This is a genomic window from Bradyrhizobium zhengyangense (genome assembly GCF_022012435.1).
GTDB lineage: Bacteria > Pseudomonadota > Alphaproteobacteria > Rhizobiales > Xanthobacteraceae > Bradyrhizobium > Bradyrhizobium zhengyangense.
In genome coordinates this window covers 1,202,646-1,227,181 of the sequence record NZ_JAKLUA010000001.1, presented here as the reverse complement: position 1 = coordinate 1,227,181, position 24,536 = coordinate 1,202,646, and the positions used below count along the sequence as shown (strand labels likewise).

At 63.8% G+C, this 24,536-nt stretch carries 19 protein-coding genes; 11 read left to right on the top strand and 8 right to left on the bottom strand.

Annotation, left to right across the window (positions count from 1 at the left end):
* Positions 1 to 21 precede the first annotated feature (21 nt).
* The 4 genes from L6637_RS05955 to L6637_RS05940 all read right to left on the bottom strand — a co-directional run bounded on the left by L6637_RS05955 (position 22) and on the right by L6637_RS05940 (position 3,485).
* Complete coding sequence (locus tag L6637_RS05955; RefSeq protein ID WP_237869595.1) at positions 22 to 501, bottom strand: MgtC/SapB family protein; 480 nt, start codon at positions 499 to 501, stop codon at positions 22 to 24.
* Positions 498 to 1,085: a peroxidase-related enzyme gene (locus L6637_RS05950; protein ID WP_237858708.1), complete on the bottom strand. Its 588-nt coding sequence runs from the start codon at positions 1,083 to 1,085 to the stop codon at positions 498 to 500. The genes L6637_RS05955 and L6637_RS05950 overlap by 4 nt, the downstream gene beginning before the upstream one ends.
* An 84-nt stretch (positions 1,086 to 1,169) precedes the next feature.
* A complete protein-coding gene (locus tag L6637_RS05945; protein WP_237869593.1) occupies positions 1,170 to 2,144 on the bottom strand; it encodes an AraC family transcriptional regulator in 975 nt (324 codons plus the stop codon).
* Between the two features lie 273 nt (positions 2,145 to 2,417).
* The gene (locus tag L6637_RS05940) at positions 2,418 to 3,485 is read right to left on the bottom strand and encodes an AraC family transcriptional regulator (RefSeq protein ID WP_237869591.1); all 1,068 of its coding nucleotides are present in this window, start codon (positions 3,483 to 3,485) and stop codon (positions 2,418 to 2,420) included.
* 396 nt (positions 3,486 to 3,881) lie between these two features.
* Here L6637_RS05940 and L6637_RS05935 point away from each other — a divergent pair, with 396 nt between their 5' ends.
* Positions 3,882 to 6,488 (top strand): autotransporter outer membrane beta-barrel domain-containing protein, encoded by a 2,607-nt coding sequence (locus L6637_RS05935; RefSeq protein WP_237869589.1) that lies wholly within the window; start codon positions 3,882 to 3,884, stop codon positions 6,486 to 6,488.
* Positions 6,489 to 6,608: 120 nt separating this feature from the next.
* Here L6637_RS05935 and L6637_RS05930 read toward each other — a convergent pair whose 3' ends face one another.
* On the bottom strand, positions 6,609 to 8,348 hold the full coding sequence (locus L6637_RS05930) for an ATP-binding protein (protein WP_237858700.1): 1,740 nt from the start codon (positions 8,346 to 8,348) through the stop codon (positions 6,609 to 6,611).
* 439 nt (positions 8,349 to 8,787) lie between these two features.
* Between L6637_RS05930 and L6637_RS05925 the strand changes: the two genes are divergently transcribed.
* Positions 8,788 to 9,756 carry a catechol 2,3-dioxygenase gene (locus tag L6637_RS05925; RefSeq protein ID WP_212233398.1) on the top strand — a complete coding sequence of 323 codons (969 nt, stop codon included), beginning with the start codon at positions 8,788 to 8,790 and terminating at the stop codon, positions 9,754 to 9,756.
* 1 nt (position 9,757) lies between these two features.
* On the opposite strand, the gene L6637_RS05920 is transcribed toward L6637_RS05925, so the two are convergent.
* Together L6637_RS05920 and L6637_RS05915 are read right to left on the bottom strand one after the other, a co-directional pair.
* Positions 9,758 to 13,273: a molybdopterin cofactor-binding domain-containing protein gene (locus L6637_RS05920; protein WP_237869587.1), complete on the bottom strand. Its 3,516-nt coding sequence runs from the start codon at positions 13,271 to 13,273 to the stop codon at positions 9,758 to 9,760.
* Positions 13,273 to 13,755 carry a (2Fe-2S)-binding protein gene (locus L6637_RS05915; protein ID WP_237869585.1) on the bottom strand — a complete coding sequence of 161 codons (483 nt, stop codon included), beginning with the start codon at positions 13,753 to 13,755 and terminating at the stop codon, positions 13,273 to 13,275. Before L6637_RS05915 ends, L6637_RS05920 begins: the two co-directional genes overlap by 1 nt.
* Positions 13,756 to 13,999: 244 nt before the next feature.
* Between L6637_RS05915 and L6637_RS05910 the strand changes: the two genes are divergently transcribed.
* The 8 genes from L6637_RS05910 (at position 14,000) to L6637_RS05875 (ending at position 22,153) form a co-directional block, all read left to right on the top strand.
* A complete protein-coding gene (locus tag L6637_RS05910) occupies positions 14,000 to 15,457 on the top strand; it encodes a 6-hydroxynicotinate reductase (RefSeq protein WP_237869583.1) in 1,458 nt (485 codons plus the stop codon).
* Complete coding sequence (locus L6637_RS05905) at positions 15,454 to 16,353, top strand: UPF0280 family protein (RefSeq protein WP_237869581.1); 900 nt, start codon at positions 15,454 to 15,456, stop codon at positions 16,351 to 16,353. Before L6637_RS05910 ends, L6637_RS05905 begins: the two co-directional genes overlap by 4 nt.
* A gap of 15 nt (positions 16,354 to 16,368) precedes the next feature.
* The gene (locus L6637_RS05900) at positions 16,369 to 16,953 is read left to right on the top strand and encodes an amino acid synthesis family protein (RefSeq protein WP_237858693.1); all 585 of its coding nucleotides are present in this window, start codon (positions 16,369 to 16,371) and stop codon (positions 16,951 to 16,953) included.
* A gap of 77 nt (positions 16,954 to 17,030) precedes the next feature.
* Positions 17,031 to 18,233 (top strand): ABC transporter substrate-binding protein, encoded by a 1,203-nt coding sequence (locus L6637_RS05895; RefSeq protein ID WP_237869579.1) that lies wholly within the window; start codon positions 17,031 to 17,033, stop codon positions 18,231 to 18,233.
* Between the two features lie 71 nt (positions 18,234 to 18,304).
* Positions 18,305 to 20,194 (top strand): ABC transporter permease, encoded by a 1,890-nt coding sequence (locus L6637_RS05890; protein WP_237858691.1) that lies wholly within the window; start codon positions 18,305 to 18,307, stop codon positions 20,192 to 20,194.
* Positions 20,191 to 20,982 carry an ABC transporter ATP-binding protein gene (locus L6637_RS05885; protein WP_237869577.1) on the top strand — a complete coding sequence of 264 codons (792 nt, stop codon included), beginning with the start codon at positions 20,191 to 20,193 and terminating at the stop codon, positions 20,980 to 20,982. Before L6637_RS05890 ends, L6637_RS05885 begins: the two co-directional genes overlap by 4 nt.
* Complete coding sequence (locus L6637_RS05880) at positions 20,979 to 21,683, top strand: ABC transporter ATP-binding protein (protein ID WP_237858688.1); 705 nt, start codon at positions 20,979 to 20,981, stop codon at positions 21,681 to 21,683. The genes L6637_RS05885 and L6637_RS05880 overlap by 4 nt, the downstream gene beginning before the upstream one ends.
* Before the next feature lie 14 nt (positions 21,684 to 21,697).
* The gene (locus tag L6637_RS05875; protein ID WP_128952390.1) at positions 21,698 to 22,153 is read left to right on the top strand and encodes a MarR family winged helix-turn-helix transcriptional regulator; all 456 of its coding nucleotides are present in this window, start codon (positions 21,698 to 21,700) and stop codon (positions 22,151 to 22,153) included.
* Positions 22,154 to 22,312: 159 nt separating this feature from the next.
* On the opposite strand, the gene L6637_RS05870 is transcribed toward L6637_RS05875, so the two are convergent.
* Positions 22,313 to 23,509, bottom strand: coding sequence for an amidohydrolase family protein (locus L6637_RS05870; protein ID WP_128952389.1), 1,197 nt, complete (start codon positions 23,507 to 23,509; stop codon positions 22,313 to 22,315).
* A 157-nt stretch (positions 23,510 to 23,666) separates the two neighbouring features.
* On the opposite strand from L6637_RS05870, the gene L6637_RS05865 reads away from it, so the two are divergent.
* Entirely contained in the window at positions 23,667 to 24,440 is a 774-nt protein-coding gene (locus tag L6637_RS05865; RefSeq protein ID WP_237858686.1) for a ferredoxin--NADP reductase, read from the top strand.
* Positions 24,441 to 24,536 lie beyond the last annotated feature (96 nt).

The window sequence follows — 24,536 nt, the reverse complement described above, 5'->3', positions numbered from 1 at the left end:
GGAAGATTTGAGCAAAGGCCGCTAGGTCTGCCTGGTGTCCTCGTGCGGCTGGTCCTTGCCTCCGAGCATCCGGTGCAGGTGATGCTCAATGCGGCGACCGATCGTGAGCACCACAAAGGCGAGCCCCAGCGAGACTGCAACGATCTTCCATTGCCCGGCGCCGCAGACCACACCGAGGCAGGCGGCAAGGAAGGTGCAGGCGGCGCTGGTCAGACCGCGGACGCGAAATCGGTCGCTTTCATGGACGATCACGCCAGCGCCGAGGAAGCCGATGCCGGTGAGGATGCCCTGGATCACCCGGCTGGTGGCATCGATGACCTTGCCGGGCTCGGAGAGTTGCAGTGCCAGCAGCACCACGGTCGCGGTGGAGAGGCTGACGATGCCGAGCGTCTTCAGCCCGATCGGATTGCCGTGCAGATCGCGGTTGAGACCGATCGCGCTGCCGGCAAGCGTCGCGACGCCAAGGCGCAGCAGGATTTCGGGCCAGTCGAGCTCGGTCATTTCTTTTCAGTCTTGGGCAGGCGGCCCATCAGATAGAATTCTTCGTTCGGCCGCATGCCGGTGAAATTCGCCAAACGGTTTGACAGCGCGAAGAAGGCCGAGATCGCCGCGATGTCCCAGATGTCGTCGTTACTGAAGCCATGCGGAGCCAATGCGGCAAAATCCTCATCGGCGATCCGCTGTGCGTCGGTCGAAATCTTCATCGCGAAATCGAGCATGGCTTTCTCGCGCGGCGTGATATCGGCCTTGCGGTAGTTGATCGCGACCTGGTCGGCGATCAGCGGATTCTTGGCGCGGATGCGCAGGATCGCGCCATGGGCGATCACGCAATATTGGCACTGGTTGGCGGCCGAGGTCGCCACCACGATCATCTCGCGCTCGGCCTTGGTGAGCCCGCCGTCCTTCTCCATCAGTGCGTCGTGATAGGCGAAGAAGGCGCGGAATTCGTCGGGGCGATAGGCCAGCGTCAGGAAGACGTTGGGCACGAAGCCGCTCTTTTCCTGCACGGCGAGCAGGCGCGTGCGGATGTCGTCGGGCAGGCTGTCGATGGCGGGTGCGGCGAAGCGTTGCGCAGGCTTTGTCATGGGCATGGATTCCGGCTTGGGGCTGGCAAACATAGTCGATGCGGGCGGGCGCCTCAACATCAAGCCGGGGCATGACGGCGGAAGCTATTCTCGCCGCAAGGCCACCGCGCGGACCTCCGACGGCGTCACGCCGAAGCGGCGACGGAAGGTGCGGTTGAAATATGAGAGATCGCTGAAGCCGGCATCGAGGGCGATTGCATGGATCATCCGATCGGCGAGGCGCGGATCGGTCAGCATCCGGTGCGCCCGTGTCAGCCGCATGGCGACGACATATTCCGAGAAGGTGACGCCTTCGGTTTCGAACAACATGTGAATGTAGCGTGGCGTCAAGCCCTGGCGGGCGGCAACGCTTGCCACCGACAGCTCGGGGTTCTTCAGATTGGACAGAATATCGGCCTTGACCGTCGCCAGCCGGCCGGCGCGACCGCCACGCTGTTCGGCGAAAGCCTGAGCATCGCGCGTCGTGCCGAGCGTCAGCGCTGCCAGGTCCTGCACATGGGTTGTCACGACATGTCGCATCTCCGGGTCGTCGATCGCCTCCTCGGTTTCGAGCATGCGCAGGTAGCCGATCAAGAGCCGAATGGCCTGAGCGTCGCCGGCATGCGGCGCTTGCGTCAGTTCCGAGAAATTCGGGACAAGTGGTTCGATCAGATGGCGCCGCACTGATATCGTCATGAATTCGGCGTCCCGCCCTGTGCGAAGAAAGCTTGCTGCGTTGTCTCGTCCGATCAGGGCCTGACCCGGCTGAAGCACGAGGTTATCGTCACCCGCATGTAGCGACATCTCGCCGGCGAGGGCTACGGTGACGATGAAGTCGCCTCCCTCGGACGTGTCGACCAGCGTGCGACTACGCAGCGGCGAACACTTGCCACGGTAGAGGGAGAAGTCGGACAGGAACCGACTGGTGCCGTTCAAGCGGAGCGGGGCTTCGGCGTCAGGTTCGATATCCACCCTGAAGTGCCGGCGGCCGAACTCCTCCCGAATCCATTCCAGCGTCTTGCGATCGGACGTCTCGGGCAGATCGAATTGCAGTCTGCTGAAATTAGGTTCGCCGGACAATTTCCCTCCCAACACAATTCTGCCGACGTAGGCGCCAAGACATCGGCGCGCCTCAAAAAAGGTGCCTTCCGCGAGCGAAGGCTTCGTCCGTGTTCAACCTAGAGAGTTGGAAGTCCTGGACTCAAGTGCGTCGGCAGGCAGCGCCGCCGATTTGTCGTCTGCTGCAAGAAAATCGTCAGATATTGCAAAAGCCGTCGCGGGCGGACATCCGATCGCGTCGCCCGAAACAGTGCAGGCAAGGTTCGGTTCTGCGAACCACCTTCGCGGCGGCCATCAAATGCGGCGCATCCAGTCCCAGATCGTGCGGGAGCCATGGCGTGTGGAAACCTCGCCCTGCCAGCCGGCGCTTGCAAAGGCACGCACTGCGCGTGGACTCATGTCGAATGTGCGGCGAAAGGCACGGCTGAAATTCGTGGGGTCCGTGAACCCGTAGCCTTCCGCAATCTCAGCAATTGTCCTGTGCCGACAGGCCGGATCGATGAGCGCAGCGCGCACGCGGCGCAGCCTGACTTTCTGGATATAGGCTGCGACGCCGCCATGAATGCTCATGAGATAGTAAAGCCTCCGCTCTGACATGCTGAAGGCGGCGGCGATCTTGTCGACCGTCAGATCAGTATCGATCGCATGATCGTCGATATAGCGGCAGATTTCCGCCGTCAAAATCATCTGCGGTCCGACCGAATTCTCTTCGCGAACCGTCGCATTAATTGCCGCCGCTGCGAGCTCGAGTGTCGGGCGGTTGAGGGCGGTTGCAGCTTCCGGATGGAGCTCGGCTCCAGCCCGGTGCAACGCATGCAAATGACTGCGAAACAGCGCGACCAACGGGCTCTTCCCGGAGATGATGCGCGCGTTCTGCTCATCCGGTGCTTTCAGCAGCGGAGCCAGCATCGCGCGCGGTACGACCATATAGAGATCGTCCTGGCCATTGAGCTTGGATGAGCTTGTCTGCGCCTGGTCGAGGATCAGCAGGTCGCCGGACTGCACACGCTCATGCGATCGGTTCTCCGCCGAAGCGACGCATTCCTTGCTATGAAAGTGAAGCGTGTAGCCGTCGAGTCCGTCTCGTGCGTAGCGCGCGCGCGAGCGCGCGACGTCCTGTTTAACGCCAACCTGCAGGTCGCCGAGGATGAAACCGTCGAAGTGGTAAGCCTTGGTACGAATGCGAAGCGGCTCATCCGCCTCGTCACGGTGGAGGCGGATATTGTACATGCTGCCGAGGCCCTCCTGCCAGGCGGCGACGGCATCTTTGGCGGGCAACGTCGTCAAATCGAACACGGATTGAGGAATGTTTGGCGCAATTGTCTCCGGTTTTGCTCCATCGTCGCCGGCGATTTTCGGCACTGACGTTGCCTCCTCTGATCCGGGTTGCACGTGACAGCCGAAGCAAGGCCGTCATGTCGCGCGACAACTTGCCACACGAGGACACCCTAGTCGATCCTTCGCGCGAGCAGCCGGTTCGGGAAGGATAGTCGCCGGCGTCGACAAGTCGATCGGGCGCAGGTCCCGCGTGGTGGGATCGTAATTTCCCTCAGGTCTCACTGGACTTCTCCCGAGTCCCATTCTCCTGTGGCCCACCTGCAACACGGCTCCGAAAGCGCTCGACGCTTCTTTCCTGTCCGCGCCGCGCTTCCTTCCTGACCAAGCGCTCGGCGGAGCGTCACCCTACGGTGCTCCGATATCGGAAGCGCTGAGGAATCAATGATGTTTGCAGCAGGCCCGTCGCCAACCGGGAGTGTCATGCGCCGATGGCGCGCCGCCGCCGGCACGTTTGCCGCGGGGATGATGCTGTCGTGGTTCACGGCACCCGCGGAAGCCGCATGTGTGGTGACCGGAGGCGGGGTCCAGACCGGGCTCCAGTCCGGAGACACTGCGACCTGCGCGGGCTTAGGCAACACCGCCGTTGCAACGGCAAGCGGGGCGAGCGGCGTTACGGTCAATGTCGGAGACGGCAGCACGCCCACTGTCTTGGACGGCGCAGGTCTGCCGGGCGTCAAATTCCTTAATGCGACAAGCAGCTCGATCATTGTGAAGAATATTGCTGCGTTATCGTCCAACAATACAGGAATCCTATTGACGCTCAGCGACAACAATACGGTGGCGGTGAATGCTGGTGCGGTCCTGGGCACCGGCAACGCGTTCGGCGCTTCGTCGCTCGGGCTTGATGGCTCGAATAACAACACGGTCAACATCGGAGGCGGCGTTGGAAGCCTCTTTTTCGGAACCAATGCGATCAGCATCGTCAATGGTTCGGCCAACAATCAGGTGAACATCCTGTCGGGCGGCACCGTTCTAGCCGCCGACCAACCGGCAATCCTGCTCGGCGGGGCCGGCAATGGGAATGTCATCAACAATGCAGGCAAGATCTCGAGTGCCTCGAGCCACGCAATCCTCGGCTCGATCAATGATGACACCGTCATCAATTCGGGTGTGATCAAGGGGAATGCCTTCGGGGTGGCCGTCGACTTGAAGGGCGGCAACGACCTCTTCGAACTTCGTGCCGGATCGGACATCACGGGACAGGTCCTTGGCGGCGCCGGAATCAATACATTGCGCTTCGGTGGGGCGGTCGACCAGACGTTCGATCTTTCGAACTTTGGTCCGAGCGGGCAGTTCCGCCAGTTCGACAAGCTGGAGAAGACCGGGACGTCGACCTGGACGCTGACGGGTGTCACAGCCGATGCCTCGTCCCTGGACATCCAGGCCGGCACCGTTCTGGTCAACGGATCGATGTTCGCGAACGTCAGGGTGAACGGCGGCGTGCTCGGGGGTACCGGCACCGTCGGCGATGTGGCCGTGAAGAGCGGTGGCACACTGGCCCCGGGCCTGGGCACGCCCGGCGGCGCGCTCGCGATTTCGGGCAGCCTCGCGTTTCAATCCGGCGCGATCTATCTGGTGCATCTCGATCCCTCGACCGCCTCGATCGCCAAGGTCTTGACCACGGCGACGCTGACCGGTGGCAGCGTGCAGACGGCGTTTGCGGCTGGCAGCTATGCCGTCAGGCAGTACACGATCCTGCATGCGGCCGGCGGCCTCGGCGGCACGACGTTCAGCGGCGTCAGCGGCAACGTGCCGGCCGGCTTTGCCGAAAGCCTCAGCTATACATCGAGAGATGTGCTCCTGAACCTCACGGCAGCGCTCGGCACGCTTCCCGGAGCCGGCCTCAATCAGAACCAGCGGAACGTCGCCACGTCGCTCAACGCCTTCTTCAACAATGGCGGGACGCTGACGCCGAACTTCGTCACCGTGTTCGGTCTTACTGGAAGAGATCTCGCCACCGCATTGACGCAGCTCTCGGGCGAGGCCGCGACCGGCGCGCAGCAAGGCGCGTTGCAGTTCACGGGGCAGTTCCTCGGCCTGATGCTCGATCCGTTCGTCGACGGCCGCAGTGGTCTCGGCGGGGGAGCGGGTCAGGCGGCGTTCGGCTTCGCGCCCGAGCGTGCGAGCCTACCGGCGGATGTTGCGCTGGCCTACGACAAGGCGATGAAGGCGAGCGCGCCGGCCTTCGAGGAGCGCTGGACCGCCTGGGGCACGGCGTTCGGCGGCTACAACAAGACGAGCGGCGATGCCGTAGTCGGCAGCCAGGATCTCACAGCGCGTGCGACCGGCGTCGCGGCCGGGCTCGACTATCACTTAGGCCGCAATGTCGTGGTCGGCTTTGCGTTGTCCGGTGGCGGCACCAAGTGGGATCTGGCGAACGGGATCGGCGGTGGCAAGAGCGATGCGTTCCAGGGGGGCGTCTACACGGCGGTTCGTTCGGGGGCGGCCTATCTCGCCGCCTCGATCGCGGCCGCCAATCACTGGATGTCGACCGATCGCTTCGCGCCGCTCGGCGATCATCCCGCCGCCAAGTTCAACGCCCAGACCATCGGTGCGCGCATCGAAGGCGGCTATCGTTTCGCTACGTCGATTGTCGGTGTGACGCCGTACGCGGCGTTGCAGGGCCAGAACTTCCGCACGCCGTCCTATAGCGAGACCGATCTCACCGGCGGCGGCTTCGCTCTCGCCTATAACGGCCGCGCTGCCTATGATGCACGCAGCGAGCTCGGTGCGCGCTTCGATCGCGCCACCATGGTCGCGCCCAATGCGGCCCTGACCCTGCGGGCTCGTGCTGCCTGGGCTCATGACTGGGTAAGTGATCCGAGCCTTGCCGCGGCTTTCCAGGCGCTTCCCGGCGCGAGCTTCATCGTCAACGGTGCGACGCCCACGAAGAATGCCGCGCTCGCCTCGGCCGGCGCCGAGCTCAAGCTCGCCAACGGCGTCACGCTGTCTGCGAAGTTCGACGGCGAGTTCGCGAGCAGGGCGCAGACTTACGCTGGCACGGGGAGCCTGCGATATGCCTGGTAGTTGACGCGTGCCCTGGCGTCTAAAGCGCGATGAGATAAGGATGAATCGGCATCGCGCTTTCGGTTAATGTTTGAGCATGATCTTTTCGGAAAACCGCTTCGCACTTTTCCGGATCATGCTTTAGCGCAGCGGCTTCTTCAATAGCGAGAAGCGGTCGGGGTCGAGGCCCATCGAAGGCTGCAGCATCGGCGTTTCGGCCGGCGCGAGCGTCTTGGCGGGCGGGGCTGCGAATACCGGATCGTTCGGCACGTCGCGCTGCGAGGTCGCACCGCGCCAGCGCTCAAGCACGGCGCCGACGAAATGCATGTCGTGACCGGAGGTGACAGAGGGAACGCTCGAGATGGTGGCCTCGCCGCGCGGCAATTGATGCGGCGGCACTTCCTTGAAGCGCAGGCGCGTCGGCAGGGCGACGCCTTCGCCGAACGCCAGCACCTCGCGGGTGCCGAGCGACGGCACGAAGGACAACAGGTTCGCGGCCGCATCCGAGACGGCGGCACGCAACAGTGCCTGGTCGCGGTCGTTGGCAAGACGCATCGTGAACAGCGTGTTGCACTGGGAGATGATGGTGGCGTCGAGCTCTGCGGGGCGCTGCGTGATCAGCCCGAGATAGACGCCGTATTTGCGGCCTTCCTTGGCGATGCGCGAGACCGCCTTGCGGGTCGGCCCGAAGCCGATATTGCGGTCGGCGGAGGCGTAGCGGTGCGCTTCCTCGCAGACGAACAGCATCGGCGAGACGCCGTCGCTCCACAGGCCGAAGTCGAACGCCATACGGCACAGCACCGACACGACGGAATCGATGACCTCGGCCGGGAAGCCGGCCAGCTGCATCACGGTCATCGGCTTGCCGTTGGCGGGCAGGCGGAACAGATGGCTGATCACTTCGGCCATGGTGTCGCCGCCGACGTTGGCGTTGTCGAACATGAAGGCATAGCGCGGATCGTTGCGGACCGCTTCGATGCGCGAGATCAGCTTGTGATAGATGATGCGCGAGGAGCGGTTTTCCAGCTTGCCCATGCGCTCGTCGATCAGCGAGATCAGATCGACCAGGCGGTATGGCACCGGCGTATCGACGGTGAAGCCGATCTGCTTGGGATCGATGCGCTTCAAGCCGAGGCGATCGGTGTTCTGATATTGCGTGTAGATGCCCTTGGCGATCGGGATGACCTCGGCGAGGACGTCCAGCTCCTCCGGCACGCCGGCGCGGCCGCCGAACAGCACGTCGACGATTTCCTCGAAGTTGAACAGCCAGAACGGCAGCTTCAGGTTTCGCGGGTTGAGCACCAGCGCGCGGTCGCCGAAGCAGCGACCATATTCGTTGTGCACGTCGAGCAGGAAGATGCGCAGGTTCGGGCGCGCCTTCAGGATCTCGTTGAGCAGCAGCGACACGCCGGTCGATTTACCGACGCCGGTCGATCCCAGCACCGCAAAATGCTTGGACAGCATTTCCTCGATGTCGACATAGGCGATGACGGAGCGGTCCTGCTGGAGGAAGCCGACATTGATCTGGTCCGACCCGGTCGGCGCGTAGATCGTGCGCAGCTCCTGGCTCGTGATCAAATCGACGGCATCGCCGATGGTCGGATAATTGGTAACGCCGCGCTGGAATTTGGCCTTGTCGGCGGCGTTGAGGATTTCGCCCAGCAGGTCGACCGAGGCGATCGCGATGTAGTCGCCGGCGCCCGACAGGTTCTCGCAGGACACCTCGGTGATCATGGCGACGATGACCGAGCTGGCGCAACGGATGCTGACGAAGCGGCCGACGGTGGCCCGAGCTTCCGAGATCGACATCTGGCTCTGCGCCAGAAGCCCGACCCGGGCGAGCGATCCACGTACCGAAATCACGCGTCCAAAGGATGTCACGATGGATGAACCTGAAAAGTCAGACTGTTTCGCCAACTATGCGGGGTCGTCGCTGCACAAACGGTTAAACGGCAGAGGCGGCCGCTTTGTTAAATCCGCTACAATTCAGCGGTTAGGCTTGTTCCGAATGCATACTCGTGGACGAAATCTGTCCGAAAATGCTGGTTTTGTAGGCCTGAGAGCCTCAATTCGAGTTAAGGAAGATTTTACCATCCGGGCAGTCCGTCCCCCGTTTGAAAGAGATGGCTGCTCTCAACCGCCGAAAGGCGCCCGTCGCAGGCGGCATGCGTTGATTTGTTGACGAGACCTAATCATTTGTACATTAGTACAAATGAACCGGCAGGCCGATCGCCTGCCTCGGACGCGCCGATGATCATTGTGCCGCGCGCCCGATTGCGCGATCCCGCAAAAGGGATCGCAGCCAAGTTTTGGAGGAATTATGCAGCCCGAACCGATCCTCGATCTCGCCCATCTCGGCCACATGGAATTGCTGACACCCAAGCCCGACGAGAGCTTGAAGTTCTTCGTGGACGTCATGGGCATGACCATCAGCGGACGGAAGGGCGAGTCGGTGTATTTGCGCGGCTGGGACGATTACGAGCGCTATTCGCTCAAACTCACGGCCTCGAAGACCTCAGGCATGGAGCACATGGCGCTGCGCGCGCGCAGCCAGCAGGCGCTGGAACGTCGTGTCGCCGCGCTCAAGGGCTCGGGCTTCGACATCGGCTGGATCGACGGCGACATGGGGCAGGGGCCGACGTTTCGTTGCCGCGACCCTGACGGACACATCGTCGAGCTCTACTACGAGACCGAATGGTATCAGGCGCCGCCGGAGCTGAAGCCCGCGCTGAAGAACCAGGCGCAGCGTTTTCCCGCGCGCGGCGTCAATGTCCGCCGGCTCGACCATCTCAACTGCCTCGCCGTCGACATCAAGGCCAACCGCGAGTTCTTCGAAAACTATCTCGGCTGCCGCCTCACCGAACAGATCGTGCTCAATGACGGCCGCGAGGCTGCGATGTGGCTGACCATGTCGAACAAGAGCTACGATTTCGCCTATTCGCTCGACCATTCCGGGACGCCCGGTCGTTTCCACCACGTCACCTACGCGCTCGACAGCCGCGAGGAAATTCTTCGCGCGGCGGACATCTTCCTGGAGAACGGGGTGCATATCGAGACCGGGCCGCACAAGCACGCGATCCAGCAGACCTTCTTCCTCTATGTCTACGAGCCCGGCGGTAACCGTGTCGAAGTCGCCAATGCCGGCGCGCGCCTGATCCTCGCGCCCGACTGGAAGCCGATCGTATGGACGGAAGAGGAGCGCAAGAAGGGCCAGGCCTGGGGGCTGAAGACGATCGAGTCCTTCCACACCCACGGCACGCCACCGGTGGAGATGAAGAAACACGCTTGACTCAGTGTGCGGTTGACGCTCGTACCCGTGCGATCGTCTCGCGCACGCCGGTCCATGCCGGTTTATCCGGTGCGAACTGTCCGCGCAGGAAGGTGACAAGCTCCTCGACCTGCGCACCGCTCATGCTATTCCCAAACGCGGGCATGTAGCCGAGATCGCTCGATGCGGGTTCGGTGATGCCGTGCAAGATCACCTGCACGAGATTGTCCGCCGTCGCGCTGTGCAAATTGCTGTTGAGCGCGAGCGAGGGCCGGCTGCCGAACAGCGGCAGGCCGCCGACCTCGTGGCAGACGGCGCAGGCGCCCTGATAGAGCCGCGCGCCAGAAGATGATGTCGCGGTGACTTGTGTTGCGCTTTCGAGCTTTGCCGCGAGTGCCGGCGCATCACTCGCGGCGTCGTTGAACGAGCCGAGATACACCGCCATCGCGCGGATGTCCTGATCGGGCAGGGCTTTGAGATCCCTCACGATGGGCGCCATCGGGCCGGCCGCGACGCCGTGATAGCGCGAATGACCGGTGCGCAAGTAGGTAAACAGCTCGTCCTCGTTCCACGGGATGGGCGCATGCGAGAGCGAGGTCAGCGGCGGCGCTTCCCAACCTTCCGCAAAGCCGCCGGCGAGATAGGCCTGGCTCTGCTCGGCGCCAACAGCATTGCGCGGCGAATGGCAGGCGCTGCAATGGCCGAGGCTCTCGATCAGATAGGCGCCGCGATTCCATTGTTCGGACTTTGCCGGATCGGGCTTGAACTGCTCGGTGTCGTGGAACAACGCATTCCAGCCCGCGAGCAGCGGGCGGAAGTTGAACGGGAAGGCGAGCGTGTTGGCAGGTGCCGTTGCACGCACCGCAGGCTGCGCCATCAGGTAAGCGTAGAGCGCCTGCATGTCGGCGTCGCTGGTTCTTGAAAAGTGAGTGTAGGGGAAGGCGGGATAGAGTTGCCGGCCGTCGCGATGCAGCCCCTCGCGCATCGCGCGCTCGAAGGCGGGATAGGACCAGGCGCCAATGCCGGTCTCGACGTCGGGCGTGATGTTGGTCGAATAGATCGTGCCGAACGGCGTCTCTAGCGCGCGGCCGCCTGCGTTGACCCCGCCGCCAAGGCTGGTGTGGCATTCCGCGCAATTGCCGAGCGCCGCAAGCCGCTCGCCGCGCGCGATCGTTGCAGTGGAATAGACCGACGCATCGGGCCGGGCGACCGGCGCGATCGCACGCGCGGGCAGAAGCGCGGCGCCGATGCCGATCGCGGCGGTGCAGACGGCCGCGATCGTTGCGAAGACGCCGGCGCGTTTGGCGAACGGGTTCTTCCAGATGCGGGACCATTTGGGCGCTGCGGGCGCAGGTAGGGCTCGCGGCGCCGGCGACATTTCGCCGTGCAACCCCTTCAGGATCCGTTCGGGTGTAAACGGCGGCTCGCGAAAGCGTACGCCGGTGGCGTCGAAGATCGCATTGGCGATGGCCGCAGCGCTCGGCACTGACGCGGACTCGCCGACGCCGAGCGGCGGTTGATCCTGACGCGGTAGCATCAGGACGTCGATCTTGGGCACCTCAGGGAACGGGATGATCGGATAAGCACCCCATTCCCGCGCTGTCACCGCGCCGCGCTCGAACGAGACCTCCTCCATCAGCGCGCGGCTCGTAGACTGGATCACATTGCCGTGGATCTGGTGGCGCACGCCGTCCGGATTGATCATCAGGCCGGAGTCCTGCCCGGCCACGACGCGCGTGACGCTGACATCTCCGGTGGTCTTGTTCACGGCAACGTCTGCAACCCAGGCCGACCACGCGGCGCCATAGCCGGGAAACTTGCTGTGGACGTAGAGCGCATAAGCAAAGCCGCGCCCGTGCACGATCTCGCCGTCCTTCTCTTCGCGTATCGGACGCGGCATCCAGCCCGCGCGTTCGGCGACCGCATTGACGAGATCGACGGCGCGCTGGTCCTTGAGATAGCGCAGGCGGTATTCGATGGGATCGACGCCGGCCTCGGTCGCGGCCTCGTCGATGTAGGATTCATGCGCAAAGGTGTTCGGCAGCGCCGAGACGCCACGAAACCAGGAGGCGCGCACGATCGGCGCCATGTCGTGGGCGACGACGCGCATGTGGTCGTAATCGTAAGGTGGGATCGCGGTGCGGTCGCCCATTTGGAGCACGGCGGGCTCGGACGAGATGCGCCCCGTGAGCAGCAGCGCCAACGTCGGCGCGGCGTTCGAGGGATATCGCGTGGCGAGATCGTAACCGGCGATGCCGCCATCGGCATCGAGGCCGCCGTTGACGTCGATGAGCTGTGCCGAGCCCTTGGGCTCCCAGGCGTGCTCCTGCTCGCGCGTCAGCTGCACGCGCACGGGACGACCGACCGCGCGCGACAGCAACAGCGCATCCGCTGTGACGTCGTCGGCGCAGTTCCGGCCGTAGCAGCCGGCAGCTTCGAGACGGATGACCTCCACCTCGCTCTCGGGACGTTCAATCAGCAGTGCGAGATCGGCGCGCAGCACGTGCGGATTCTGCGTGCCGGACCAGACGCGGATGTTGCCGTCCTGGAAATCAGCGACCGCGCAGGATGGGCCGATGGATGCGTGCATCTGGTACGGCCAGACGTATGTGCGCTGCATCGGCTTGGCCGCGGCTGAGATCGCAGCATCGACATCGCCCTTGTCGATCAGCGTGCGGGGTATCGACGGATGGGCGCGAAGCGCTGTCTCGACATCGGCGAGATCGGTGAGTTTTGGCGTCGGCTTCCAGCTCACTTTAAGCTGCTCGGCCGCGCGAATCGCATTCTCCTCGCGCTCAGCGACCACGCCGACGAAATCGCCGATGCGCACGACGGCGATGAGGCCGGGGACATCACGCACGGAGGATTCGTCGACTGCGATCAAGCTTGTGCCAACGAACGGGCCGGCATCGACGCCGGAATAGGGCGGGCGGATTACACGGCCATGCAGCATGCCCGGCAAGCGGATATCATGCACGAAGGTCAATTCGCCCGTGGCCTTGGCGGGAAGATCGACGCGCGGCATCGACTGGCCGACGATGGCGTAGTCGCTGGCGGCCTTGACCCGCATGTCGTCGGCCAGTTCGAGGCGAATGTTTTCGTCACCAATCAGCTCGCCATAGCTGACGCTGCGATTATGGCCGCGCACGAGGCCGTCTTCGATCTTGAGCTCGGTTTCCGGCAGCTCCAGTCGCTCGGCCGCGCGCGCGATCAAAAATTGTCGCGCTTGTGCTGCGGCCTTGCGCAGCGGAACGGCCGTGATCTGGATGGTTTCACTGGCAATCGTCGCGCCCTGGTTCGGCACGACCGCGGTGTCGCCGAGCACCACGACGACACGCGCAAACGAGACGTCCAGTTCCTCGGCGACGATCTGGCCGAGCGCGGTGCGGATTCCCGTGCCGAGATCGACATGGCCGTTATAGGCCGTGACTGAACCATCCGCGGTGATGCGGATGAAGGTTTCCGACGTGACCTCGTCCACCGTGCGGACGACGATGAGCGAACCTCGCTCAGCTGCATTCGAAACGGGAGAGGCCATCAATCACGGGCCTCGGCGAGCTGGCTAGAGGCGCGCATCACGGCGCGCAGGATTTCCACATGCGTGCCGCAGCGGCAGAGATTGTAGCGCAGCGCGGCGAGCGCTTCCTGCTCAGTCGGCTGCGGGTTGATCGCGAGCAGCGCCTTGGTAGTCATGATCATGCCGTTGAGGCAGTAGCCGCATTGCGCGGCCTGCTCGTCGATGAAGGCCTGCTGCACTACGTCAGGCTTGTCGCTTGTGCCGAGGCCTTCGAGCGTCACGATGTCGCGCCCGGTGCAACCACTGACCGGAATGACGCAGGAGCGGGCGGCCGCGCCGTCGATCAGGACAGTGCAGGTGCCACATTCACCCAGACCGCAACCGTATTTCGGCCCGTTGAGTCCGAGATCATTGCGCAGCACGTAGAGCAGCGGCGTCTGGCGCTCCGCCGTGACGTCGTGGATCGTGCCGTTCACGGCGAGGCGGATCGGTGGCTGCATCATCCTCGTTCCCAAACCCTGCGATCGCGAAATTTCTACGTCGCGACGATACCGTTTGTACACAAACGTGCAAGCCGTCATGCCGCAGTGCAGCGTGGCTGCCCGCTTTGTGGACAAGGCAGGGAGGCAAATGAGGTTTTATTCGGCAGGCGCGCCTTTTCGCGCGCGGCGCCGCTTGACAGCTATCGGGACCGCGCGCAACATCGTTCGTATACGAATGATAACCGCACTGTCTGCTGGCTTTGACATGGTGATGGAAACAACGAGCGCGGCCACCGACAAGATCCGCTGCGATGCCTGTCCGGTGATGTGCTTCATCAAGCCGGGCGCGGCGGGCGCCTGCGACCGCTATGCCAACCACGACGGCAAGCTCGTCCGCGTCGATCCGCACGTCATTCTCGAGCGCACGGTGTCGCAGGGCGGCAAGCTGGTGCCGTTCAGCCGCAGCGAAGACTGGGACGGCAAGCTCGTCCACGAGCCCTCGACCTTCGTGACCGCGATTGGCGCGGGGACGACCTATCCCGACTACAAGCCGGCGCCTTTCATCGTCTCGTCCGAGGTCGACGGCGTCGACATGGTGACTGTCGTCACCGAGGGCATCTTCTCCTATTGCGGCGTCAAGGTGAAGATCGATACCGATCGCTATCTCGGGCCTGAGACCGCGACCGTGCGCGCGCAGGGCGAGGCGGTCGGCCATGTCACGACGAGCGAATACGGCTCGCAGATGCTGTCGCTCGGCGGCGTGCATCATCTCACGGGCGGCTCCAAAAAAGAGGGCCGCGTCACCTGCGACACGCTGATGGATCTCGCCAATTGCAAGGCGGTGGAGCTGACCATCGACGGCGGCGCCAGCGTGGTGGTGCAGGCCGGCCAGCCGCCGATCGTCAACGGCGTGAAAGAAGAGCGCATGCGCGTCGGCTGCGGCTCGGCGACCATCGGCATGTTCGCCAAGCAATGGCATGGCAAGGTCGATGAGGTCGTCGTGGTCGACGACCACATCACCGGCGTGCTCAGCGAGCATCAGGCGGGAAAACTGCTCGACATCGCCGACACCGGCATCAAGATGAAGGGCCGGCGCTCGACGCCCGGCCGCTATTTCCAGGTCGCCGATCCTGGCACCGGCTGGGGCGGCACGAATATCTCCGATCCGCTCGCCATCCTCGGTCCGTTCGACGCCAAGGAGGCCAAGCCCGGTCTCTCGATGCTGATGGTGTCCACGACCGGCGAGCATTCCTCTTACTACGTGCTCGACGAGGCCTTGAAGCCGGTCGAGACGGAGATGCCGGCCGATCTGAAATTCTCGGTCGAGCGTATCCAGGAAAATTGCGAGCCGGCGCTGTGCACGGTGCTGTTCATGGCCGGTGCGGGCGGGTCCTTGCGTGCCGGCGTCACCGACAATCCGGTGCGGCTGACGCGCTCGGTGAAGGATGCGCTGACGCGCGTCACCAGCGGCGGTGCGGCGGTTTATGTCTGGCCGGGCGGCGGCATCACCTACATGGTCGATGTGACCCAAATGCCCGCGGGCGCGTTCGGCTATGTGCCGACGCCGGCGCTGGTCGCGCCGATCGAATTCACGATGAAACTGTCCGACTATGCTGCGCTCGGCGGGCACATGGACTACGTCAAGCCGCTGTCCGAGGTGAGGGGTGGCGATGATGTCCGTCCGCTCCCCTGGCAGAACCCGATCCCGGGACTGCGGGCATGACACGCCTCCCGCAAATCGCAATGCTGTCTGATGGCCGGCGGCTGCATTTGCAGGATGGACCGATTGATCTGATCGTCGAGGCGAGGGGGCCCGAGCATCAGGTGCACGCGGCGTACGAGGCTGCGGCGCGCCGGTTCACCGGGCTTCTTGACGAACTCTGTGCGGAGCTGCCGGAATTGCGGAGGGCGGCGCTGCCGGCGGCCTGTTCGCTGACGGGCACGGTGGCCCGGCGCATGTACGCTGCGGTTACGCCTTACGCCTGGGATCGCTTCATCACGCCGATGGCAGCGGTAGCGGGCAGCGTGGCCGAGGAAATTCTCGGGGCCATGCTACATGTCGCGACGCTCGATCAGGCCTATGTCAACAATGGCGGCGATATCGCGCTGTACCTCGGCGCAGGCCAGCATTTTTCCGTCGGCCTGATGGACCGGCCTGATCGCGACGGCGTGATGCACGCCATGAGGGTCGATGCCGACGATCCGGCCCGCGGCATCGCGACCAGCGGACGTCATGGCCGCAGCTTTTCGCTGGGCATTGCCGACGCGGTGACGGTGCTGGCGGCGACGGCCTCGCAGGCCGACGCGGCCGCGACCGTGATAGCCAACTCCGTCGATCTGCCCGGACATTCCGCCATTGTCAGGCAGCCCGCCAACGAGCTCCAGCCCGACAGCGATCTCGGTGCGCGTCTTGTGACTCGCAATGTCGGTGAATTGTCGCACGAAGAGATCGCCATCGCGCTCGAATCTGGCGCGGAATGTGCACGGCAATTATTCGATCGCGGATTGATCGAGGGTGCCGTGCTCAGGCTTTGTGGTGATATGCTTGTCATCGGACCTAAGGATATAGAAGAGCAACGACCGCGCCCGCTGGTGCTTGAGAACGCGGTCAGTGCCTGAACAGGGAAGCGAAGCATGAGCGCGATCATCCGCAAGATCGTCACCGTCGTCGAAGAGACGCAGATGGAGATGGGCCGCCAGGTCTCGCCGCCGACCCGGCGCGCGGCGGCGATCGCCGTGATCGAAAATCCCTTTGCCGGAAAATATGTCGAGGATCTCTCGCCACTGATCGCGATCGGCGAGGAGCTTGGTGATTTGCTGGCAAAGCGCGCGGTGGCTGCGCTCGGCATCGACGGCGCCAAGGCGCAGAGCTATGGCAAGGCCGCGGCCGTCGGCGAGAACGGCGAGCTGGAACATGCCGCCGCGATCCTTCACCCCAAGATGGGCGCGCCGGTGCGCAAGGTGCTCAGCAAGGGCGCGGCGCTGATTCCCTCGTCGAAGAAGCGCAGCGGCCCCGGCACGACGCTGGACATTCCGCTTGGGCATAAGGACGCCGCCTTCGTGCGCAGCCATTTCGACGGCATGGAAGTGCAGATCAACGACGCGCCGCGCGCCAACGAGATCATGGTTGCGGTCGCCGTCACCGACAGCGGCCGTCCGCTGCCGCGCGTCGGCGGGCTGACGGTCGCCGAGATCAAGGGCGAAGACGGCTTGAAATAAGGGACAGTCCGGAGGGCGGGCACAGTCTCTCCGGCAGGATCGTAATCGAGAGATAAAGTTCAAAACTGGAGGTTGGGATGCGAGCAAGAAGTTATTTCGTCGGCGCGGCCTTTGCGCTTCTGGCGGCCGGCATGGGCCATTCTGCCCTGGCAGAGGACATCAAGATCGGCGAGATCAACAGCTATTCGCTGCTGCCGTCGTTCACCGAACCCTACCGCAAGGGCTGGCAGCTCGCGGTCGAAGAGATCAACGCCGCAGGCGGCATCAACGGCAAGAAGCTCGTGGTCGTCTCCAAGGATGACGGCGGCAAGCCGGCGGACGCGCAGACCGCGGCCAACGAGCTCGTCTCCAGCGAAGGCGTCGCGATGCTGACGGGCACGTTCCTGTCTAACATTGGCCTTGCGGTCTCTGACTTCGCCAACCAGAAGAAAGTGTTCTTCCTCGCGGCCGAGCCCCTGACGGACGCCGTGACCTGGGCAAAGGGCAACAAGTACACCTTCCGCCTGCGTCCCTCGAACTACATGCAGGCTGCGATGCTGGTCGAAGCCGCGTCCAAGCTGCCGGCAAAACGCTGGGCGACGATCGCGCCGAACTATGAATACGGCCAGTCGGCGGTCGCGGTGTTCAAGAAGCTGATGTCGGAGAAGCGCCCCGATATCCAGTGGGTCGACGAGCAATGGCCGCCGCAGGGCAAGATCGATGCGGGCCCGGTGGTGCAGGCGGTGGCGCAGGCCAATCCGGAAGCCATCCTCAACGTTACCTTCGGTCCTGACCTCGTCAAGCTCGTGCGAGAAGGCAACACCCGCGGCCTGTTCAAGGGACGCGAGGTCGTGTCGTTCCTGACCGGCGAGCCCGAATATCTCGATCCGCTCAAGGACGAGACGCCGGAGGGCTGGATCGTCACCGGCTATCCCTGGTACTCGATCAAGACACCTGAGCACGATGCGTTCCTGAAGGCCTACCAGGCCAAATACAACGACTATCCGCGCCTCGGCTCGATCGTCGGCTACCAGACCATCAAGGCGGCCGCGGCGATCCTGGCGAAGGCGGGCTCGACCGACACCGACAAGTTGATCGCGGCGGCCGAAGGCATTTCGATGCCGTCACCGTTCGGCGAGATCACCTTCCGCAAGATCGACCACCAGTCGACCCTCGGTGCCTTTGTCGGCAAGACCGCGCAGAAGGATGGCAAGGGCGTGATGGTGGATGCGTCTTACAAGAAGGGCTCGGACTATTTGCCCAGCGACGCCGAAGTCGAGAAGCTGCGGCCGAAAGATTGATGCCTCCTTATCTCTCCCTCTCCCCGCTCTTGGCGGGGAGAGGTGAAGTTCAGATCTAACCCGGACCGCCGATGGCCTTTTACGTCGTACAGTTTCTGACCGGTCTTGCCAGCGCGGCGTCGCTGTTCCTGGTGGCCTCGGGCCTGTCGATCATCTTTGGCGTGACGCGGATCGTGAATTTCGCGCATGGCGCCTTCTACATGATCGGCGCCTATATCGCCTTCACGCTCACCGAACGCTTCTCCGGCGCCTTCGGCTTCTGGGGCGGAGTTGTCATGGCGGCGCTGGCGGTGGCGCTGATCGGCGTGCTCGTCGAGATGGTGTTGCTGCGGCGCATCTATCACGCGCCCGAGCTGTTCCAGTTGCTCGGCACGTTCGGCCTCACCTTGATGGTCGAGGATCTCGTCGTGCTGATCTGGGGCCCCGACGATCTCGTCGGCCGCCGCGCGCCAGGCTTCAAGGGCGCAGTCGATTTCTTCGGCCAAAACATCCCGAGTTATGATCTGTTCCTGATCGTGCTTGGCCCGGTCGTGCTCGGCATTCTCTGGCTGCTGTTCCAGCGCACGCGTTGGGGCGTTTTGGTGCGCGCCGCGACGCAGGACCGTGACATGGTCGCGGCGCTTGGCGTCAATCAGAAATGGCTGTTCACATCGGTCTTCGCGGTCGGCGTCTTCCTTGCTGCGCTCGGCGGTGCGCTCCAGATCCCGCGCGATGCCGTGCATCACGCCATGGACCTGCGCATCATCGTCGAGGTCTTTGTGGTGGTGGTGATCGGCGGCCTCGGCAGCATCGTCGGCGCGTTCGTCGCGGCCGTGCTCGTCTCCGAGCTGAATGCCTTCGGCATCCTGATCTTTCCGAAGATTTCCATCATCCTGGTCTTCCTGGTGATGGCCGCGGTGCTGATCGTCCGGCCTTGGGGCCTGTTCGGCAAGCCGGAAGCGGCCGCGCGCAAGACGCCGGGGCTGTCAGTCAATCCCTGGCGGCCGCTGACGTCCAACGAGCGGCTGGCGTCGCTGGCCGCGCTGGTCATCGCCGCGCTGCTGCCGCTGTTCGCCGGCAATTACGCGCTGACTGTCGGCTCTGAGATCGCGATCTTCGTGATCTTCGCCGTCAGCCTGCATTTCCTGATGTCGGTCGGCGGGCTCGCATCCTTCGGCCACGCCGCCTATTTCGGTCTCGGCGCTTACGGCGTCGCCTTCCTCGCCAAGATGGCGGGACTGCCGATGATCGTCTGCCTCTTGCTCGGGCCGTTGCTCGGCTGCATGGGCGCTGCCGTGTTCGGCTTCTTCGCCGTGCAGCTCTCCGGCGTCTACTTCGCGATGCTGACGCTGGCCTTCGCGCAGATCGTGTGGTCGATCGCGTTCCAGTGGGTGAGCGTGACAGGCGGCGATAACGGCATCTTGGGCGTCTGGCCTGCGAGCTGGGCGGCGAGCCCGTCGCATTTTTACTGGCTGGCGCTGGGCGTCGCGGCGCTGGTGACGATTGCGCTCAGGATCGCGGTGTTCTCGCCGTTCGGCTATGCGCTCCGCGCCACGCGCGACTCTCTCCTGCGGAGTGAGGCGGTCGGCATCAATGCCAAGCGCATCCAATGGACCGCCTTCGTGATCGCAGGCACCACCGCGGGCATCGGCGGCGCGCTGTTCGCTTACCTCAAGGGCAGCGTCTTCCCCGATAATCTCGGCATCTCGCTCTCGGTCGATGCGCTGGTGATGGTGCTGCTCGGCGGCGTCGAGACCGTCTCGGGCGGGGTGATCGGCGCCATCGTCTACAAGGCCCTCAACATTTGGCTCGTGAGCCAGACTGATCTGTCAAAGCTCGTGCTTGGCGGCTTCATCGTGCTGATCGTGGTCGTCTTCCCCAAGGGCATCGTCGGCATGCTGGAAATGCTAGCGCAGCGTCGCAGGAAGTCACCACCGCCGGGATCCTCCTTGCTGGCCAAGCCGATCGAGTCCGCCGAATGAGCCTTGCACCCCCACTTCTTGCGGTCGAAGGTCTGACCAAATCCTATGGCGGCATCCACGCCGTGCGCGGCGTCTCGTTCTCGCTGCGATCAGGCGAAATTCTGGCGCTGATCGGTCCGAACGGCGCGGGCAAGAGCACCTGCTTCGACATGCTCAACGGCCAGAACAGACCTGATAGCGGCCATGTTCGCCTGCTTGGTGAGGAGACCACGGGCAAGAAGCCGCGCGAGATTTGGCGCATGGGCGTGGGACGCACCTTCCAGATCACCGCGACCTTCGCCACCATGACGGTGCGCGAGAACGTGCAGGTCGCGCTGATCTCGCATCGCAAGCAGCTGTTCGATCTCTGGGGCTCGGCGCCGAATGTCGACCGCAGCGAGGCCGGGCGGCTGCTCGAGCTGGTCGGCATGGGCGGCTATGCCGACCGTCCCTGCGGCGAACTCGCCTATGGCGACCTCAAGCGGCTCGAGCTTGCGGTCGCGCTCGCCAATGATCCAAAGCTCCTGCTGATGGATGAGCCGACCGCCGGCATGGCGCCGCGCGAGCGCGTCGAGCTGATGCGGCTGACGGCCCAGATCGCGAACGAGAAGTCGATCGGCGTGCTCTTCACCGAGCACGATATGGACGTGGTGTTCGAACATGCCGATCGTATCATCGTGCTCAATCGCGGCACGCTGATCGCCGAGGGGTCGCCGGCCGAGGTGCGCGGCAATCCGCAGGTGCAGGCGATCTATCTCGGCGAGGGCCTGCTTTATGAGGGCGGCCATCGCGAGGGAGCCTCGGCATGAAGCTTACGGTACAGGACCTCAACAGCCATTACGGCCCCGCGCATATCCTGTTCGACATCGGTTTCGAGGTCGGAGAGGGTGAGGTGGTGGCGCTGCTCGGGCGCAACGGCGCCGGCAAGTCGACCACGTTTCGCTCGATCGTCGGCCTCGTCGCGCAGCGCACCGGCCGCATCGTGTTCGAGGGCAAGAATGTCTCGGCGAAACCGACCCACGAAATCGTGCGCGAAGGGCTCGGCTATGTGCCGGAGGAGCGGCGCATCTTCACGGATTTGACGGTGGAGGAGAATCTCGAAGTCGGCCGCCAGCCGAAACGGCCCAATGCACCGCACTGGGATCGGGAAAAGCTGTTCGCGCTGTTTCCGAACTTGGGCGAGATGAAGAACCGTCCCGGCGGCCGCATGAGCGGCGGCGAGCAGCAGATGCTGACGATCGCGCGTACGCTGATGGGCAATCCGTCGCTGGTGCTGCTGGACGAGCCCTCGGAAGGCCTGTCGCCGAAGATCGTGGAGCAGATGGTCGATGCCATCCTGACCATGAAGAAGGAGGGCGTCAGCATCGTCGTCTCCGAGCAGAATTTGCACTTTGCGCGGTTGATTTCCGATCGCGCCTATATCATCGAGCGCGGCCGCATTTGTTTCGGCGGTACCATGGCTGAGCTCGACGCGCGTCCGGACATCCGTGACGCGCATCTGTCGTTGTGAGGGGCGGGGGACGGATGGCGAGAAGCGTCACGGCGAAGAAGAGCGTCAAGCAGGGCAAGCCGCCTTACGTGCTCGACGAGCAGGTCGGCTTCATCCTGCGCCAGGTCTGGCAGCGCCACAGCTCGATCTTCTCCCGCGACATCGGCACCAATCTGACGCCGACGCAGTGGGCGGCGCTGTCCAAGCTCGCCGAGACCGGGCCGTGCTCGCAGAACCAGCTCGGACGTTTGACTGCGATGGATGTCGCGACCATCAAGGGCGTGATCGACCGCCTCACGGCGCGCGGCCTGACCGAGACCAGCCAGGATCCCGAGGACGGACGGCGCCTGCTGGTGAGCCTGACGCGTGCCGGTCAGCAGCTTGCGGAGAAGCTCGCGCCCAATGCGATTGCGATCACGCGGGAGACGCTGGCGCCGCTGGATGCGAAAGAGCGCGAGTTGCTGATGGCGTTGCTCAATAAGCTGAGGTGATTTCTAGTTTCTCACCGTCACCCTGAGGTGGCCGCTTCTTTAACGGCCCTCGAAGGGCGACGGCCCGGCTGCACCATCTCGGCCTTTTCATCCTTCGAGGCCCGCCTTGCTCCGCAAGGCGTGCACCTCAGGATGACGGGTCTGGTGTTTGCGCAAAGATTACTTCGCCACCACTTCCGGCACTCTCCCTGCCGGCGGTGTATTCCGGCTGCGCTGTGTCCGCACGATGCCGTCGATGATGGTCATGCCGATGCCGGGGAGGTCGCCGAGCTGGACGCTCTCCAAAATGTTCTTGCCGGGCGAGTGCTGGGCCTTGTCCATGATGACGAAATCCGCAGCGCGGCCCACTTCAATGAGGCCGCAGTCGAGCTGGCGCATCCGCGCGGTGTTGCCGGTGGCAAGACAGAACGCGAGCTCGGCCGGCAGTTCGCCGATCGATGACAGCATCGAGACCATGCGCAAAATACCGAGCGGCTGCACCCCGGAGCCGGCCGGCCCGTCGGTGCCGAGGATGACGCGGTGCAGATCGCCCATCTCGCGTGCGATGCGCAGCGTGTAGAGCGCCGAGCGCTCATTGCCGTTGTGAACGATCTCGAGCCCGCGCTTGCAGCCCTCGCAGATGCAGCGGATCTGGTCATCGGGCAGGGCAGTGTGTCCGCCATTGATGTGGCCGACCACGTCGGTGTCGGCCTCCAGCACGACGTCCTTGTCGATCAGGCCGGAGCCAGGGATCGACGGGCCGCCGGTGTGGATCGTGCTCTGGATGCCATATTTGCGCGCCCAACCGACCATCTTGCGCGCGGTCGGGCCGTCCTTGACGCCGCCAAGGCCGACTTCGCCGAGCAGCTTGACGCCGGCGGCGGCCATCTCCTTGAAGTCTTCCTCGACCATTTCGCATTCGATCACGGGCGCGCCGGCGTGAACCTTTACGCCGCCCGGACGAAGCGTCCAGAACGCGCGCTGGGCGAAGATCGCCATCGCCTTCAGCCCGACGACGTCGCGAGGGCGGCCGGGCATGTGCACTTCACCCGCCGAGATCATGGTGGTGATGCCGCCATGGAGCGAGCTGTCGATCCAGTTGATCTGGTTCTGCCGCGGCGTCCAGTCGCCGGCCACAGGATGGACGTGGCTGTCGATCAGCCCGGGGGTCACCGTCGTGCCGTTGGCATCGACGATGGTGGTTGCACCTTCCGTGTTGAGGTCCTTGTAGCGGCCGATCGCAGTTATTTTGCCGTTCTCGGCGACGATGGTGTCGCCGTCCAGGATCGGCTTTTCCAGGGCGCCGGACAGGATCAGGCCGATATTGCGGATCACCAGCTTCGAGGGTCCGGTAGCCTGGGGTGCGTCATGCGCCATGGAAAGGGCTCCTAATTCCTAACTGCAACGCTTTCGATCTTGGGCAGCCTTGACCGCGGGATCAAGCAGGATTATTCATTAGTGTACGAATGATCGTGTACAAACGACGCATAGCTGACCGCCTCGGAACCGCAGAGAAGCGAAACGGAAGGGTGAGATGAGCAATTTCAATCAGGAAAGCGTTTTGAGCGTCCACCACTGGACCGACACGCTGTTCTCCTTCAAGACCACCCGCAGCCCGACCTTCCGTTTCCGTAACGGCGAATTCACCATGATCGGGCTCAAGGTCGGCGAGAAGCCGCTGCTGCGGGCCTACAGCGTCGCCAGTGCCAATTACGAGGACACCCTCGAATTCTTCTCGATCAAGGTGCCTGACGGTCCGCTGACCTCGCGGCTCCAGCATCTGAAGCAAGGCGACGAGATCATCGTCAGCCGCAAGGCCACCGGCACGCTTGTCATCGACAATCTGGAAGCGGGGCGCAACCTCTACCTGATCGGCACCGGCACCGGCCTTGCGCCGTTCCTGAGCGTGATCAAGGATCCTGAAACCTACGAGCGGTTCGAGAAGGTCGTGCTGCTGCACGGCTGCCGTCACGTCAAGGAACTCGCCTATGGCGAGATGATCACCGAGCATTTGCCGAAGGACGAAATGCTCGGCGAGTACATCCAGAACCAGCTGATCTACTATCCGACCGTGACCCGGGATCCCTTCCGCAACCGCGGCCGCATCACCGACCTCATCACCTCAGGGAAGCTGTTCACCGATATCGGTTTGCCGGCCATCGAGGCCGCCCATGACCGCGTCATGATTTGCGGCAGCCCGGCGCTGGTGGCGGATACCCGCGTACTGCTGGGCGAGCGCGGCTTCGTCGAGGGCAACCACGGCGAGCCTGCCCAGTTTGTGGTCGAGAAGGCGTTCGCCGAGCGCTAAACGCAGCGCTTTCTCGCAATAAGACCGTATTTTCGCCGCGGCGCGGGCGTTGCCCCGCCGATTCGGCGCTTGATACACTGTGGGAGCGAATCAGCG

Coding starts and splice junctions, on each gene's coding strand:
- L6637_RS05950 (WP_237858708.1), bottom strand. CDS start 1,085: ATGACAAAGCCTGCGCAACGCTTCGCCGCACCCGCCATCGACAGCCTG.
- L6637_RS05915 (WP_237869585.1), bottom strand. CDS start 13,755: ATGATGCAGCCACCGATCCGCCTCGCCGTGAACGGCACGATCCACGAC.
- L6637_RS05935 (WP_237869589.1), top strand. CDS start 3,882: ATGCGCCGATGGCGCGCCGCCGCCGGCACGTTTGCCGCGGGGATGATG.
- L6637_RS05910 (WP_237869583.1), top strand. CDS start 14,000: ATGGTGATGGAAACAACGAGCGCGGCCACCGACAAGATCCGCTGCGAT.
- L6637_RS05885 (WP_237869577.1), top strand. CDS start 20,191: ATGAGCCTTGCACCCCCACTTCTTGCGGTCGAAGGTCTGACCAAATCC.
- L6637_RS05925 (WP_212233398.1), top strand. CDS start 8,788: ATGCAGCCCGAACCGATCCTCGATCTCGCCCATCTCGGCCACATGGAA.
- L6637_RS05920 (WP_237869587.1), bottom strand. CDS start 13,273: ATGGCCTCTCCCGTTTCGAATGCAGCTGAGCGAGGTTCGCTCATCGTC.
- L6637_RS05875 (WP_128952390.1), top strand. CDS start 21,698: ATGGCGAGAAGCGTCACGGCGAAGAAGAGCGTCAAGCAGGGCAAGCCG.
- L6637_RS05900 (WP_237858693.1), top strand. CDS start 16,369: ATGAGCGCGATCATCCGCAAGATCGTCACCGTCGTCGAAGAGACGCAG.
- L6637_RS05865 (WP_237858686.1), top strand. CDS start 23,667: ATGAGCAATTTCAATCAGGAAAGCGTTTTGAGCGTCCACCACTGGACC.
- L6637_RS05870 (WP_128952389.1), bottom strand. CDS start 23,509: ATGGCGCATGACGCACCCCAGGCTACCGGACCCTCGAAGCTGGTGATC.
- L6637_RS05955 (WP_237869595.1), bottom strand. CDS start 501: ATGACCGAGCTCGACTGGCCCGAAATCCTGCTGCGCCTTGGCGTCGCG.
- L6637_RS05905 (WP_237869581.1), top strand. CDS start 15,454: ATGACACGCCTCCCGCAAATCGCAATGCTGTCTGATGGCCGGCGGCTG.
- L6637_RS05880 (WP_237858688.1), top strand. CDS start 20,979: ATGAAGCTTACGGTACAGGACCTCAACAGCCATTACGGCCCCGCGCAT.
- L6637_RS05895 (WP_237869579.1), top strand. CDS start 17,031: ATGCGAGCAAGAAGTTATTTCGTCGGCGCGGCCTTTGCGCTTCTGGCG.
- L6637_RS05890 (WP_237858691.1), top strand. CDS start 18,305: ATGGCCTTTTACGTCGTACAGTTTCTGACCGGTCTTGCCAGCGCGGCG.